13 protein-coding genes are annotated in these 15676 nt (G+C 40.6%); 7 read left to right on the top strand and 6 right to left on the bottom strand.

The genetic code is table 11. The features are described from left to right. Positions 1-19 precede the first annotated feature (19 nt). On the top strand, positions 20-2530 hold the full coding sequence (gene hrpB / locus HYU69_06255) for an ATP-dependent helicase HrpB (GenBank protein MBI2269948.1): 2511 nt from the start codon (positions 20-22) through the stop codon (positions 2528-2530). Position 2531: 1 nt separating this feature from the next. Here hrpB and HYU69_06250 read toward each other — a convergent pair whose 3' ends face one another. Together HYU69_06250 and HYU69_06245 are read right to left on the bottom strand one after the other, a co-directional pair. Then, on the bottom strand, positions 2532-5021 hold the full coding sequence (locus HYU69_06250) for a TonB-dependent receptor (protein MBI2269947.1): 2490 nt from the start codon (positions 5019-5021) through the stop codon (positions 2532-2534). 281 nt (positions 5022-5302) lie between these two features. Beyond that, positions 5303-6628 carry a putative DNA binding domain-containing protein gene (locus HYU69_06245; GenBank protein ID MBI2269946.1) on the bottom strand — a complete coding sequence of 442 codons (1326 nt, stop codon included), beginning with the start codon at positions 6626-6628 and terminating at the stop codon, positions 5303-5305. Between the two features lie 244 nt (positions 6629-6872). On the opposite strand from HYU69_06245, the gene HYU69_06240 reads away from it, so the two are divergent. The 3 genes from HYU69_06240 to HYU69_06230 all read left to right on the top strand — a co-directional run bounded on the left by HYU69_06240 (position 6873) and on the right by HYU69_06230 (position 8231). Then, positions 6873-7403 (top strand): DUF420 domain-containing protein, encoded by a 531-nt coding sequence (locus HYU69_06240; GenBank protein ID MBI2269945.1) that lies wholly within the window; start codon positions 6873-6875, stop codon positions 7401-7403. Between the two features lie 77 nt (positions 7404-7480). Beyond that, positions 7481-7741, top strand: coding sequence for a hypothetical protein (locus HYU69_06235; protein ID MBI2269944.1), 261 nt, complete (start codon positions 7481-7483; stop codon positions 7739-7741). A gap of 7 nt (positions 7742-7748) precedes the next feature. Next, a complete protein-coding gene (locus HYU69_06230; protein ID MBI2269943.1) occupies positions 7749-8231 on the top strand; it encodes a RecX family transcriptional regulator in 483 nt (160 codons plus the stop codon). 219 nt (positions 8232-8450) lie between these two features. Here HYU69_06230 and HYU69_06225 read toward each other — a convergent pair whose 3' ends face one another. Together HYU69_06225 and HYU69_06220 are read right to left on the bottom strand one after the other, a co-directional pair. Beyond that, positions 8451-8900, bottom strand: coding sequence for a hypothetical protein (locus HYU69_06225; protein ID MBI2269942.1), 450 nt, complete (start codon positions 8898-8900; stop codon positions 8451-8453). 26 nt (positions 8901-8926) lie between these two features. Further along, the gene (locus tag HYU69_06220; GenBank protein MBI2269941.1) at positions 8927-9811 is read right to left on the bottom strand and encodes a hypothetical protein; all 885 of its coding nucleotides are present in this window, start codon (positions 9809-9811) and stop codon (positions 8927-8929) included. 876 nt (positions 9812-10687) lie between these two features. Between HYU69_06220 and HYU69_06215 the strand changes: the two genes are divergently transcribed. The 3 genes from HYU69_06215 (at position 10688) to HYU69_06205 (ending at position 12909) form a co-directional block, all read left to right on the top strand. Further along, positions 10688-10906: a hypothetical protein gene (locus HYU69_06215; protein ID MBI2269940.1), complete on the top strand. Its 219-nt coding sequence runs from the start codon at positions 10688-10690 to the stop codon at positions 10904-10906. Between the two features lie 148 nt (positions 10907-11054). Further along, a complete protein-coding gene (locus tag HYU69_06210) occupies positions 11055-11537 on the top strand; it encodes a hypothetical protein (protein ID MBI2269939.1) in 483 nt (160 codons plus the stop codon). A 169-nt stretch (positions 11538-11706) separates the two neighbouring features. Then, entirely contained in the window at positions 11707-12909 is a 1203-nt protein-coding gene (locus HYU69_06205) for a tetratricopeptide repeat protein (protein MBI2269938.1), read from the top strand. 24 nt (positions 12910-12933) lie between these two features. Here HYU69_06205 and HYU69_06200 read toward each other — a convergent pair whose 3' ends face one another. Both HYU69_06200 and HYU69_06195 read right to left on the bottom strand, forming a co-directional pair. Beyond that, on the bottom strand, positions 12934-14466 hold the full coding sequence (locus HYU69_06200; GenBank protein ID MBI2269937.1) for a hypothetical protein: 1533 nt from the start codon (positions 14464-14466) through the stop codon (positions 12934-12936). After that, positions 14466-15614, bottom strand: a complete 1149-nt coding sequence (locus HYU69_06195; GenBank protein MBI2269936.1) for an undecaprenyl/decaprenyl-phosphate alpha-N-acetylglucosaminyl 1-phosphate transferase — start codon at positions 15612-15614, stop codon at positions 14466-14468. Before HYU69_06195 ends, HYU69_06200 begins: the two co-directional genes overlap by 1 nt. Between the last annotated feature and the right edge of the window lie 62 nt (positions 15615-15676).

Raw genomic sequence — 15676 nt, 5'->3', positions numbered from 1 at the left:
CTCTTGAAATAGTTCACTGATGGCAGAAGAGCTTCCTATTTTAAATGTTATCCCCGAAGTAAAAGAAAAACTTTTACATCATCGTATGCTTATCCTTCAGGCTCCGCCGGGTGCAGGGAAGTCTACTGTACTTCCCATTGAGTTAATGAATGAACAGTGGTTGAAGGGAAAAAAAATACTGATGCTGGAGCCGAGAAGACTGGCCGCAAGATCTGTGGCCGGCCGGATGGCTGTATTAATTAATGATGAAATTGGAAAAACGATCGGGTACCGCGTTCGTTTCGATAATAAAGTAAGTTCAGGTATGCGCGTTGAGGTTGTAACAGAAGGAATACTTACACGCATGCTGCAAACCGACAACTCATTGGAGGATGTGGGACTGGTGATCTTTGATGAATTTCATGAGCGCAGCCTGCATGCCGACCTTGCACTTGCCCTTTGTTTGCAGGCACAGCAGGTGTTGCGGGATGATCTGCGCATACTTATTATGTCGGCCACATTGGATGGGAACAGGCTTTCTTCATTGCTTAACAGTGCTCCTGTAGTTAATTGTGAAGGACGGCAGTTTCCGGTTAAAATAAATTACATAAATACAGATTCTGCGGTTCCGCTTCCTTTGAGTGTAACGCGTGCAATAAAAAAGGCGCTCACAGAAAACGAAGGAGATGTTTTGGTTTTTTTACCCGGTACAGGTGAAATACACAGGACAAATGAGCTGCTTGAAACAGAACATATAAGCGCTAGGGTTCACTTGCTTTATGGCGACCTTTCGCCGCAACAGCAGCAGCTGGCTATTTTACCTGATCCGAAGGGAAGGCGGAAAGTCATACTGGCGACTTCCATCGCTGAAACTTCATTGACCATTGAAGGCATTACAGTTGTTGTTGACAGTGGTTACTCGCGAATCCCTAAGTTTGATCTGCGTACCGGACTTACGCGATTGGAAACTGTTCGTGTTACAAAAGACGCAGCTGACCAGCGTGCAGGCCGTGCGGGCCGGCTTGGTCCGGGAGTTTGCTATAGGTTGTGGAGTGAGGGTACAAACATCCACCTGAATCCTCAGCGTAATCCCGAAATCATGGATGCGGATCTGGCTCCACTCTTGCTTGAATTATGTAATTGGGGTATAAAAGATGTAAATGAACTTACGTGGATAAGTCCGCCTCCGGTTGGAGCCGTAAATCAAGCCCGTGAATTATTGCAACAGCTTGGAGCGATCCATAAATCGGAGATCACTCAACGTGGAAAGGAAATGCTTCGCTTGCCAACCCACCCGCGTATCGCGCATATGCTATTGGAAGCTCAGTTGGATGATAAGAAGGGAAAGCAGAAAGGGCTCACCGCGATCGCAACTGATATTGCAGCCCTGTTGGAAGAGCGCGACCCTTTGCAAAAAGAATCGGGGGCTGATCTTACACTCAGGCTGGAGGCGCTGAGAAAATGGAGAGCCAAAGAGCGCGTTAACGCGGATAGAATTTCACTGGAACGTATTGAACGTATTGCTTTGTCGTGGAGAAAAATGCTTAAGCTGGAAATGGATAATGCAATTCCGGCTGAGGAAGATGTTGGCTTGTTGCTTGCGGCTGCATACCCTGAGCGTATTGCAAGGCAGCTGGGTAAAGATGATGCCAGGTTTCGTTTGGCGAATGGGCGTATTGTAAAATTAAGGGAGGAGGATCCTTTGATACGCGAAGAGTGGTTAGCTGTGGCACATTTGGATGCAGGAAATAAAGAGGGCAAAATATTCCTCGCGGCCCCTCTGAACCATGAAGACCTCTTACACCTCGCTGAACTCGTAGAAGTATTGACATGGGATCCACAAAGGGGAATTATAATTGCCGTTACCGAAACACGTATCGGGAGTATCACTATTGAAAGCACACCATTAAAAAAAATTCCGGATGAACAACGTGTTAAAATATTGTGTGACGCGATCCGTTCGGAAGGAATAAATAATATGCTGAACTGGCTACCAGCTATTAAGGATTGGCAGACACGGATAATGAGCCTTCGTGTATGGCGGCCTGCTGAAGAATGGCCCGATGTGCGCGATGAGGTGCTGCTGAATTCGTTAGAAGAATGGCTTGGACCTTATTTGGCAGAAGTGAGTAAGCGGGATGAGCTGAAAAAATTAGATTTGACCATTGCGCTTGGAGGATTTTTGTCATGGGAATTGAACCGGCGATTGGACGAGCTCGCGCCTGCAGCCTTAAAAGTTCCGAGCGGGTCGATGATACGTTTAACTTATTTTGAGGATGGCGGTTCTCCCGAAATGGCTGTGCGTTTGCAGGAAGTTTTTGGAATGCTTGAAACACCTGCTGTAAATGAGGGAAGGAATAAAGTGCTTTTGCATTTGCTATCCCCTGCCCGCAGGCCGGTGCAGGTAACACAGGACATTCATAGCTTCTGGAAAAATACATACGCGGAAGTACGTAAAGAATTACGCATTCGTTATCCCAGGCATTCATGGCCCGAAGATCCATGGACGGCACAAGCTATCAGAGGGCCTGTAAGGAGAAAAAATAATTGAATTAAAATTCCCCTTCCGAATCACCCTGTTGTGATGCAGATTTCCGTTTGAACATAGTTGCATCCGCTTTTCCAAAACGGATCATCGCAGTAAATTTTACATACCTTGTTTCGCGGCGGCTCCAGTAGTCCTGGATGTAATCATCAGTAGTCGTGAGGTTTCCCTGTCCTTTTGTATCAAATATATCGCTTACGCTGAAGGTTAGCGTGATGAATTTTTTTATCTCTTTACTTACTCCGCAATCGGCATAATATTGTTCTGTGCTGGTTCCTTGCGGAATAACTTTTGGGGAATGGTAATTGCCGGATAATTGAACAGAAAAATTTTGCGGCAAACGATAAACTAAATTCAGTTTTGTGGTATAATAAAAGCCCTGGTTGCTTACTGTTGTATTATTATAGGTGGCATCAATGAACGAATAGAACAGGTTCATATTCCATGTGGCTTCAAACCCCTTGAACAAGGTATGTTTAAACGTGTTGTCCATGCCAATGGTGTTGCTTTGTCTGCCGTTAATGTGTGTGCTGATAACTATCGTGGAATCAGCAGGGAAGGTATAATTGTATTGTGTAAGCGGGTTTTGAGTGTTGCGGATGAACAGGGTAAAGAGCAGGTTGCCTTTTGCTAATTGTTGATTATAATTTAATTCGGCCATAGTTATGAATTCGGGTGTAAGATTCGGATTTCCGATCGAATAATTTTTATTGTCGCTGCTCATGATAAATGGCATCATTTGCCTGAAGTTGGGCCGGTTGATTTTGCGTGAAATATTAACCTGCATTTCCTTTTTTTCGGCTATTTTTTTGCTGATAAAAATGCTTGGGAACAGTGCATTCAGAAGATTGTCGAGCCCTGTCGGGTAGGAATACTGAAAGGTAGAATCATTTTTATTTGCCAGGACGCCTTTATAATAAGACTCTTCAAAGCGCAGGCCCAGCATATAACTTAATTTTTTACGACGGAGTGAATAGTTAATATATCCCGCGTTAACCATATCCGTTATCAGGTAGTGATTCGTTAAGTCAGTGTCAATAGCATAAAGGTCAAATGTATGATCATAGCGGTTCACTTCCATTAATTGGTCGCTTTGTTTGAAATTAGACCGCACTCCAAATTCAAGTTTAGTGCTGTCATTGACCGGGTTTATGTAATCGGCCTGGATTGTAAACATTTGATTCTCATTGCGGCCCTGGTTATTTTGAAGAACAGGGTTTAAGGGCAGCAATGCTCCGTTGCTATCGTATGTGTTAGTTGTAAATACGCTTGGATTTTTTGAAAGCCCGCTATTGTGATTTATGTCGGCAGTAAATTCTTTCCCCTTTTTCGGAAATGTTTTCCTATAAAGAAGCTTTGTTGTGTAATTCCCAAAATCAATAACGGTGTTGGTTATCCGTGAGCCTCTGCTTACTAGTGCATCGGATGCATCAGCTGTACGGAAGGATTGATCTTCCCTCGTGTAAAAATATCCTTTTGTGATATTTTGTGAGATCGTCAGTGTATTTCGGTTGTTGATATAATAATCAAATGAAGCGGAACCTTTGTTGAAAGTGTTTTTAAAAACTTTGTCATTATCCGAATTATAAAAGCCGGCAATGGCACCATTGTATAAAATGGTGCGGTAATTATATGCATGAATCGGATTTTTAAAAGCATTGTAATTGTAAGTCATGGAAAATCCAATAGGCTTTTGTTTAATATTCAGCGCAATCATGCCATTATAATGGTCGTTGGTTCCGATTCCTCCTGAAACAATGCCATTATACCCGGGCTTTATATTGCTTTTCATAACAATATTGATAATGCCACCTGTGGCACTCGCTTCAAATTTTGCCGATGGATTAGTAATTACTTCTACTTTATCTATTTCATCGGCAGGGATCATGTCGAGCGTAAGGTTGGTTGGCCGGCCATCAACATAAATGGTAGCGTTGTTTTGCCGGAGCTGCGCATTGCCGCTTTCATCCATAGTTACCGAAGGGATGTTTTTCATCACATCGGTGGCTGTGCCGCCCCTGCTGGTAATATTTTTGTCTACATTAAAAACTTTGCGGTCGATGTTCATTTCGAAAGTGCTTTTTTCTTCAACTATTTCAGCAGTTTTAAGAAGGGTTTCCTCTACCTGTAATTGTATATCCCCAAGATCCTGCTCTTCATTTTGAGGGACGATCATGATCACTTGTTGATATGTTTTAAAGCCAATAAAAGTTATTTTGAGGTTGAAGCGGCCATACGGTATATTTTCAAAGCTGAATTCGCCATTGTTTTTGGTAAAATTCCCCGCGATTACGCTATCCTTTTTGAAAATGGCAACAGAGGCAAATGGAATGGGTTCTTTTGTTTTTGAATCGACAACCTTACCATAAATATGACCTACTGCAGGTAAATTGGAAATGCCTCCCCGGTTTTTTTGACCTCCTTCAATTGGACGCTGCTGAGCCATACAAAGGCAGCAAGCCAGGCTAATTAAAGGAGTGAAAATGTATTTTTTCATTAATAAACCTGTTTTGGCAGGCGGGTATCAAAGATAGAAACCCAAATGTTGCAAACAAACACTTATGTACTCTACATTAACATAAATTAACAGAGGAAAAAGATGTTTCAAAACATACGTTAATGAATTCGTAAATGCCAATAATGTCCCAATTATTTTTTAGCACATAACAGGGCATCAAATGGCTGAAAATCGTATCCGACATTTAACCCCCGATATGTTCGACATTGAATATGCAATTATTATGCAACCATTGTGCAATTTGTGCAATTATTGTGCAATCACTTTTTAGCTAAAATATATTCCGATCCTGCACCAACACCCGACCCTTTTTGCAATAAAATCTTTTTTGTAATCAATCCTCTCAGGTCATTGGTCGCAGTATTCCTTGAGCAATTATTAATACTTTGATATTTGGAATTGGAGATGCTTCCAGCTTCTTTTATAAACAATATTGCTTTTACCTGTCGTTCATTCAGTCCAATTTTTAAAAGATATTCTTCTGTATAAATATCCTTTCTGAAAGTAATCAACATTCCGCCTCCATCTTCTTCGTATAGAGGTTCCGGGAGTCCTGCTTTTTTACATTCCTCAATCATTTTTACTGTTCCATGCCCCCACGCTTCAATATAGGCAGCTTTATAAAATACATCCGCAATCAGTTTATTTCTCGGATAGGAAGAATGTTTTTCCTTTAATTTTTCTATCGTAAGTTTTTGCGACAGCTCACCATTGTTCCACAAAGAAAGGTGATCGGGATATATTTTTAATTGGGTATGGACATCGGAATAGTCGCGGTGTACTATTGAATTTACAATGGCTTCACGCAATGCGGGTTCCGGGTACTCGAGTTCTTCTTCCCTGTGTAATTTTTTGATTGTTATTTCGGATTGCAGGTATTTTTTCTTTAAAATTTCAATAGTATCTTCCGCCTGTTGGAACAAGTTGCCGTATATATCATCCATGCTTACAAGAGCAGCATCATCTTTGAATCTTCCAATTTTTATGTATGCGCTTATGTAGAATTTTCGAGGGTCTTTTCCGAATAGCAATATGGCGGCACGTGTTGGCTTCCCTTTATGAAGAAGGTGCAGTTTTTCAAGAAGGCTGGTAACCGATTTTTCTTTTGCAGCAGCCGGGAATCTTTTTGCCGCAAGCTCTTTAAACTTAGTGATGGTATTGGGGTCAATGTCTTTAAGGGTAGCCCGTTCTTCTACTATGGATTCCCAGGATACCCCACTCTTTTCTAAAAGAAAATTCTGAAGCTCAGCTCCATTTAATTCCTGAGTAGTGCTGCCTGACCGGGAATAATATTTTCCTCTGAAAGAAACAGAAGTTTTATAAGGTTTTACTTTTATAAGTATGTATTCCTTACTTTTTTCCCGCTTCATACTTACATCCGCTATGATATGAAGCATATCTGCAATTTTGTTGGGAACATCTTCCAACAGTTTTTTTGCATTTTCAACTCCGACAATTTTGCCAGTATCATTCAATCCCACATATAGCGTTCCTCCATGACTATTTGCAAACGCACAAATAGTTTTCAGGAACTCATCCCGCCAGGACTGTTTGCATTCTATATTTTGATTTTCTTTTTTAGCCATAGTATTCAGGTGCAAAGTAACTAAAAACGGAGGGGTGTCATATACTGTTTTTCCAAAATATTTTAAAGCAAAAACGAATCTTTTATTGAGGGCTTGAAATTATCCGCTTTTTTATTCTCAAATACCTCAAAACTCATCCCTTTTTCCTTAAAGCGATTCTTGGTTGTGGTGGCAATACCATTTTCAACCTTAACTGCTATATAATTATTATATAGTAAATTTGTCCGAAATTAATTCTTATGCTATGAGTGATCGCGCAGTTTTTCGAATAGTATTTGGAGTGTCGGTGTTTGTATTTATTACTGTTGTTGTTTTAAACAAAAAGCTCATTCCGCCTCCTTCAACTATTCCGGTAGTTGTTTATCAACTCCCGAAATTACACGCGTTCCTGAACGGTACATGCAGCATATTGCTTGTTTGTTCGTTTATGGCGATCAGGCGAAAGAAAATTGCCTTACATAAAAAGTTAAATATTACAGCGTTCTTTTTATCCTCCTTGTTTTTACTCTCATACATAACTTACCATTACATGGCCGGCGATACTGCATTTCCGAAGGATAATCCTTTGCGGCCGGTTTATCTCTTTATACTTATTTCGCACATTATTTTAGCGGCGGGAGTGTTACCCCTTATCCTTTTATCTTTTTATCGCGGTCTGCAGGGGCAAATTGATAAACATCGTAAATTAACACGCTGGAGTTTCCCGGTCTGGCTGTACGTAACTGTTACGGGAGTGGTGGTGTATTTGATGATATCTCCGTATTATACACATTAAAATTTGATGATAAAGAGCACATTGCGTTTTGCCATTTCAATTTGTAATTTAGTGCCTGTAATTAGTTTACGATGAAGATGAACAGAAATTTCAAAATATTATTTTCGGTTATACTGCTGTTTATGCTGATGATAATGGCGAATGATGTTCTTGCTCAATGCGCCATGTGCAGGGCAAATGCATCAAGCAGTCTCCGCAACGGATCTTCCATCGCCAAAGGACTTAATACTGGAATATTATACCTCATGGCTATTCCCTATTTATTGCTGGCTTTTATTTTCAGGGAGCAGCTTAAATCGCTTTACTTTCGTTTAAAGGCGAAGTATACTTCCAGATAAGGTGCCGATCAGTCGCGAACAATCACCAATAAAATTATCACCCGAACAGGCTTTGTCCAAAGCTGAATCGTATTGTGCGTACCAGGAGCGCTGCCAGCAGGAAGTACGTGATAAGCTTTATGAGTGGGGGTTATGGCCGGAAGCTGTCGAAACAATCATTGCACGTTTGATAAACGGTAAATACCTGGATGAAGAGCGTTTTGCCAAAGCGTTTGCCGGCGGCAAATTCCGTATTAAAAAGTGGGGCCGGGTGAGGATAAAGCTGGAATTGAAGCGGAGGAAAGTAAGCGAGTATTGCATAAAGCAGGCGTTAAAAGAGATTGATGAAAAGGCGTATGTGCAAACGTTAAAAAAAGTTCTGGGCGACCGATTAAAAAAGATAAAACAAAAGAAATCAATAAAGCGCAATTATATGCTTGGTCAATATGCCGTTTCAAAAGGCTTTGAGCCAGATATGGTCTGGGATATTATAAGGGATATGCCCGAATAATATAATATGAGCAAGACAAATTTCGACACAGGTGTATTTAATGGTCAGAATTCCGAAGCCGGAAGTCGGAAGTTTTCCGGCTTCGGAATTCTAATTGCCACTAAAGCACAAAAACACTAAAACCCACAAAAAGGTTATTCGATATAAACTCTAGTGTATAATAAAAAAATCCCGTCCCGGTAACCCGGGACGGGATTTCAATTTAGCGAGGTGGCTTTTTTACATAGGCCTCAAGCCGCCAACACTTTTTGGTTCCTTAAAGCCAACTAACAAGGCAACACAGCCTCTTAATTTTTTTTCAACAAGGGGCACGCTTACTTCCACCGTTAATTCCTGCGATGAATCAACGTTAAAATCCCATGTGCTGCTGGCGCTTTCAGCGCTGTTATACACTTCGTTATTATCCTCATCAAGCACACGAAAGGTCACTTTGCCGAGTTTCTCTTCGAATGCCAGTGCAAGGCGATAGGTTAGTCCTTTGTAACAGGAGATCTTAAAATCGGCAACTCCTCCTTCAGGAAGAGAAACGCTGTTCATCTGTCCATTATGGGTAAAAGGAGAAAGTTTTCCCAGGTTGGTTTTTACAATGCTTTTGCATTGGGCAAAGCTTATTGCGCTGAAGGCACTGATTAAAACAAATAGGCCGATAATTTTTTTCATCCTGTTCATAGTGGTGATATTGATAGGTTAAGTATTTACTGAATTATTTTGTTCCTGATGATCTCAACTTTGTCCGCGATCGCTTTAAATTGTTCCGCACTCATTGTGATTTTTTTCTTCACGCCGATGGTGGGCACAGTACCGGAAGCTTCAGCTTTACCTGCAGGCTCTTTTTTTACTTCAAGTACATCAAACTGAGCTTTGATATCTTTCAGATCATTCAAAACAGCTGTTAATCCCTGTTCCGAACCAAAGCTTTCAACAAGGTTGATAAGGTTGCCGATAGAATTTTTTTGTTCCGCAACACGCTGAATGATCTCCTGGTTCCTGGTCACATTAGCGATGCGGGTGGCAATGTAAAGCCCCTCGATCCATCCGCCTGCAGCTACCATGGCTGATGCGGCAGGACGTTCGTTTTCCTTGAAGTAAGAATCCGCATCCAGGCTGGCTTCAGCAACAATTGTTAACAATGAGTCGCGGTTATTGATATTGGTTTTAAGGCGTTTGAAAGTTGCTTCACCAAAAGCCTCACTTATCCCCAGGCTTGTAGATAATGTATTGGCGCATTTAAAATATTCCGCCGATTCCTGTGTTTGTTCAAAAATGCTGGAATAAATAAGGTCCGTTCCGTAAATGCCAAGGTTAAGAGCCTTGCTGTCGTTCGACACGTACTTGGACACATTGCTGACCGGGTTCAGATGGGTTTTGTCAAATGTAGCGCCCGACATTTTCATAAGCGCGGCGGCCTCAACAGGCGATGGTAATGTGTATAAAATTTGCTGTGCATTTGCCAGTTCTTTGGAACCGTTATTTGCTGAAGTGGTATCAACAGCCGTTACATCACTTTTTCCGGAATCCGATCCGCAGGCGAATAGAAAGAGTGAAGCGATGACTAAAACGAAAATGTTTTTTTGGAGCATGGTTCTGAGGGTTAAGTTGACAAACGTACATGATTTTTTTCAAAAAAACACATAAAACGGGATGAAAAATGATACGGTTCTTATTTGAGTTTGCGGTGCAAATGAAATTATACTTCGAACCGGATAAATTTCCGAACAGGTGTATTTAAGAGTTGGAAGCCGGAAGTTGGAAGTCAGAAGTCGGGAGCCGGAAGACGGAAGTGGGAGGTGGGAAGTCAGAAGCCGGAAGTCAGGAGCCGGAAGTCTTTCGGCTTTCTGACTTGTTTAGGCGGGTATAAATCAAAATAAAATCCCCCTCAAACTCAAGGGGGATTTTATACCGGTACATTAAACTGCCCTTGCGGCGGCTTCGGCACTCCACCCGCTTAGGCCGGAGGAACCGATTGTTGAAACACGAAAGGTGTATTTAACACCCGGGCTCAGCCCGCCGGCCACAAATTTAGCTTTAGAGGTTGTTTAAATTTATACCTGTAAATTTATATGAGCGCATTTTTTTCTCAGACGAGGCACTTTTAGAGCCAGGATTGAGCGATTGTCAAGGAAAAAAGGCGCCATAGCAAAATGCAGGGATAAATTTTAAACAGTCTCTAAGTTTTAACCTTCCATGCTTCACCCTATTTTCAGGCTATCCCAATGGGATTGAGATTGCTTGAGTAACAATTAGGTAACAAATTTGGGATAATTGTACCTAAAGCTACCTTTCGGCAAATTTAGATTTCTTTTTGTCGGGCTGTTTTGAATTAGCCTTTTGAAACCTAAAATATTTCAAAGAATTACATGAACAAGTATAGTAATTTTTTTTTACCCGGTGTAAAAGTTTTTTTGAAGCCTAAAATTTAAACTTTTAGGCGGAATTTTGTTTCAAAACGTAACATTATGAAACAAAACGAATCTACATCGCCAAAAATTCAGCTAAAGGCGTATTCCAAAAAAGAAGTAGCTCAATTCTATGAGGTAAGTCCTAAAACCTTAAAAACTTGGTTAACTCCGTTTGAAAATGAAATTGGTCAAAAAATGGGGCGATTTTACAACCCAAAGCAAATGAAAATTATTTTTGATAAACTCGGAATCCCGGAGGTAATTCATTTTAATTAAAAATTTCTCCTGAATGGTGTAACAAGGTATTCCGCCTCTTATGTTAACCTAATTCGTCCCAATTCATCCTTTTCAAGCCCTTTATTGCCCTTTTCGGAAAGTGATTTTTCAAGTCGTAGTTTCTTTGTGCCCGAAAAAAATATTCGGCATGAGCAATATCCGGCATATACTGCGTCTGCACACGCAAAATCAAACCAAGTCTGAAATTGTTGTTCAAACGGGCATACCACGTAATGTATTAAAAAAATACATTACGGATTTTAAAAATAGCGGGTTAAGTTTTGCCGAGATAAATGAATTAAATGATATGGACTTAGAAGAACTTTTTGTAAAGCCGGAAGAAAATCCAGTCAACGAAAAATTGAAAACACTCTTTAGTCTGTTTCCTAAAATAGATAGAGAGCTAAAGCGCAGAGGCGTAACACGTCAGTTGCTATGGGAAGAATATAAAAGCAAATATCCTGATGGTGTTGGTAGTAGCCAATTCTTATGGCACTTTTCTCAATGGAAATCCCGGATAGCACCCTCCATGCGTGGATATAGAAAAAGGATTATGTGTTTGGTGTGCGGTAATTTTTGCTGTACATCCTTTAAACGTTCATGCTGTAACATGGATACCGGGCCGGAATGACTCCCTTCTTTGTCTGTTTTCATTAGTATCTATACTTTATTTAATAAGATATCTTAAAAAGAATGATCTCTTTTTGCTCCTTATACATTTTGCAGGATTCTGTTTTGCGCTATTAACAAAGGAGAATGCTATTGTTTTGCCTGCATTGTTTTGCCTGATTTTGTTGGTTATGAATAAGAAAAATGCAAATGGGCAAATGATTATGTTATTCACTTCATGGGTTTTGATTGCTATTGGTTGGTTCTTTTTAAGAAGGAGTATTATTGATTTTTTACCTTCATCGGGCGAAAATCATGTTGCTGAAGTTGCACTCAACTTTTTATTGGCTATTATTATATACATTGGAAAATGCGTAGTGCCCATTCAGCAGGCAATCATGCCTTTAGTTCAGAATACATCTATAATTCCAGGTGTTTCCGCCGTTTTATTGGTGATTTTCTTGGTAGTAAAATTTGGCTTAAAAAATAAGCGAATTGGTCTTTTGGGGCTGGGCTGGTTTTTTATATTTATTATTATACCTGTATGGATTGGCGCGACAAATAATATCGGCGAACATTATGAACACAGGGCATATACTCCGCTTATAGGGTTTATGCTTATGGCTTCTCAAATAAATATTCGAATAGATAAGAAAATACTATCTGTCTTAATGGTTGTTTTAGTATGCGCATTTTCGATCAAAACCATTTATAGATATCAGGTGTATAGAAATGAATTTTCTTTTGCAAATGCAGCAACTACGGAATCTCCAAACATTCCCTTGTTACAAAATGTTGAAGGATTGTTATATGTGGAGGCTAAAGATTTTAAAAGGGCCATACCATATTTCACAAAAGCCATTGAATTGAAACCCGACAAAGGGGAATATTACAATAATCGCGCAGGATGTTATTCAAATCTCAAAGACTTTGGAAATGCCCTGAAAGATTATAATAAAACTGTTGAATTGATGCCCAATAATGGTAAAGCCTATCTCAACCGCAGTATGACACATTTTTCACTTGGACATATTACACAGGCAGTTGATGATCTGAAACAAGCCTACAAGCTTAAAACAGGTGATATACCGAAGGAATATTATGATCAACTGAACCTTGCTTTCCAGAACGACATAATCTCCTCCTATACAATTAAAATAGATCAAAATCCTGCTGAGGCTGTTAATTATAATATCCGGGGCGTAGCCTACTTCAACTTAAAAAATTTGCCCAAAGCACTGAATGATTATAATAAGGCAATTGAGTTGGATCCAAAGAATGTTGAATTCTTATACAACCGTTTTGTTTTATTTTCTCATGTAAACGATAGAGCCAATGCGATGCTCGACCAACAACAATTAATCAAATTGGGATTCAAGGGGAAAATTAATTAACCGAACACCTGAAAAAATACAGGATTAAAAATCGCGATAAGTGTTATAAAGGCTTGTTTTTATTCCGATATAAACCAGGGTTGTGTTCATTTTCTGCAAATTGTTTGTTTCCGAACGCATTATAAAACCGGTTTCAATACGGAGGTTATATGCTGGTTTAAGCAGATAAGAAACCGCAAGCTGCGTATAAAACAGGTTTGTTTTTATTCCCTGGGTAATAGTATTGCCATGTTCGGCCAATTTGTTTTTGTTGGAAATAAATATGTTTTTTCCATAATCGGATGACATTGTATCAAGTCCATACGCCGCTATAATGGTTTTGCTGTTAATACTCCATTTTTTGTAATGATAATTAATAATGCCGATCATTTCAATGAAATTGGCACCCAGGGGGTGGGCAAGTGCCTGGTTAAAATGTCCGTAATTTTGCTGCACACTGCTATGAGAGTATGTGTATGGACGGACATAATTAAATTCAGCCTGGAGGTAAAGGTTGCTGATGCGGAACAGGTCGAAAGATTTAAAACCTAACTGCAGACCTTGTTTGTTGGCCCACCAGCCATTGCGGGCCAGCACTTCTTTGAGTAAAAACTCATCCAGAACTACCTGTCCGTAAAGCTGCTGTTTATTAAATAATTTTATCTTAAAGCCTCCTCCGATCAAAGCATTATCCGATGAGCCGAGCGAATATTCCACAGGGCGGTAAAAAATAACAGGGTTCAGGTAATTCACATCAAAGCTCCGCACGCGGCCAGCATCCGAGCCTTGCCATACAATGGCTTCAAACAGGTTAACATTTATTCGTTTTGTAATATTCCAGCTCAGCAAATGAAATGTGCCGAATTTATTTTTTGCATCAGCCCGCAAACCGCTTGGGGCTGTTATATCCTGCTGCCAGGCAAAAAGGCATACATATTTTATTTTCCAAACGTTGGCTGTTAGTTTCGCAAAAGGATAGTTGTTGGATTGATCGGATAAAAACAAAGAACGATATCCCTCACCCCAAAAGTGTTTGTCTTTGCCAGCTTGCAGATTAAAAATTTTATTCGGTGAAAAAGATACATAGCCGGCAAGGCTTTGAAATGAATACGAGCCGTTGTTTTTATAAGCATACCCCAAGCCCGGAATAACATGTGTGTATTTTGCCGTTGAGTCCAGGTAATTTATAAGCTGCATGTTGCCCGCCGATCCTGTAACTGAAACAGTCCATTTTTTTCCCAGGCATCCTGTAAGTGTAAGTCCACCTGTGTATTCCGTGAGGGCGGATCTGCCTGTTCCGCTGCCGAATTGCACGTCTGTAATGGGCGAAATGAAAAACGAATTATTATTTGATACCGAAACCGGTTTATAAAGCGAATCGATCAGTTTGTTGTTTTTTATTTCAGCGTACAGGTATGGTTTAATGCAGGTATGCAGGCTGCTGTCTTTCGGAGATGTGTTTTTGTCGAAAGTGTAATTAAAAGGATTAAATAACGGAACTAAAGTGGATTGCGAAAAAACGGAAGCGGTGGCAATGCAAAGCGGGAATAAAAGATTTTTTTTAACGGATTGTATCATTAGAGGCCGTTGGAAATGCCATTGCTGCGGTTCTTTACCTTTTTTATCATAAATGGAACCTGCGCTATTCCTATTGCAACACCACCCACGATAAAGAATGCATAGGAGGGATCCATATTACGCGTTAAAATAGCTGTGGTAATAACAGTGATATTGCTTGCATACAGCGCAATAGCGGTTCCGCGGTGACTGAGGCCTATATCGATCAGGCGGTGATGGATGTGATTGCGATCGGCTGAAAAGGGAGAAATGCCGCGAATGGTGCGATATATAAAAATGCGCAGCGTGTCGAGCAAAGGATAGGATAATACCGCCATTACAAAAAGCGGTTTCGAAATATTGGTTACCACATCCGAAAGTCCGTTTACATTAAAATCAATCAGTGATTCCGACACATCGTCGGACGTTGAGGGTACCTGGTATTCGATGAGGCGGACCGCCAATACGCAAACAATAAGTCCGATGGACAATGAACCGGAATCCCCCATAAAGATCTTGGCCGGGGAAAAATTAAAAAAGAGAAACCCCAACAATGAACCTGCCATTGAAAACGCGAGCGCGGCCATAACCGGTTCTCCGGCCATGTAAAACCATGTGCCAAAAGCGAGACCGCAAATTAACCCGATACCTGCCGCAAGTCCGTCGACACCATCTATAAGGTTGAAGGCGTTAACTACAACAATGTAAGTTGACAATGAAAGAAAAACCTGTCCCCAATACGGTATTTCCCGCAGCCCGAAAAGTCCGTGAAAGCCGGTGATCTTGATATCGGCCATGAGCACGAGTATAAGTCCCACGAGAATATGAGCCACCAATTTTTTCATTGGAGCGGTGCCGATAATGTCATCTTTTACACCTACAAAAAAGAGAATAAGTATGGTAGCTACAATAAACTGGAAATCGTTTACCGAGCGTTTGAGCTGCTTGAATACATGCAGCTCATCGAAGGGGAACCACAACGCGAACGCGAACAGGGTAGCGGCAAAGATGATAATACCGCCAATAGTCGGGATGAGTCGTTTATGGATCTTACGATCTTCCTTAGGCTCGTCGAACAAACGTTTTAAAATAGCAACGCGTATCAGTGCCGGAGTTGAAAGCAGCACCACAAAAAAAGCGGTACCAAATATGAGCAGGTAAGTCCACATGGGGTTAAGGGACGGCTAAGTTAATAAAAATCATCTACTTAAGTTTGGAAAGGGCTTAGGGT

The organism is Bacteroidota bacterium, from assembly GCA_016183775.1.
Classification (GTDB): domain Bacteria; phylum Bacteroidota; class Bacteroidia; order JABDFU01; family JABDFU01; genus JABDFU01.
The sequence above is the reverse complement of the archived record's forward strand: the minus strand, read 5'-3'. Positions and strand labels throughout refer to the sequence as shown.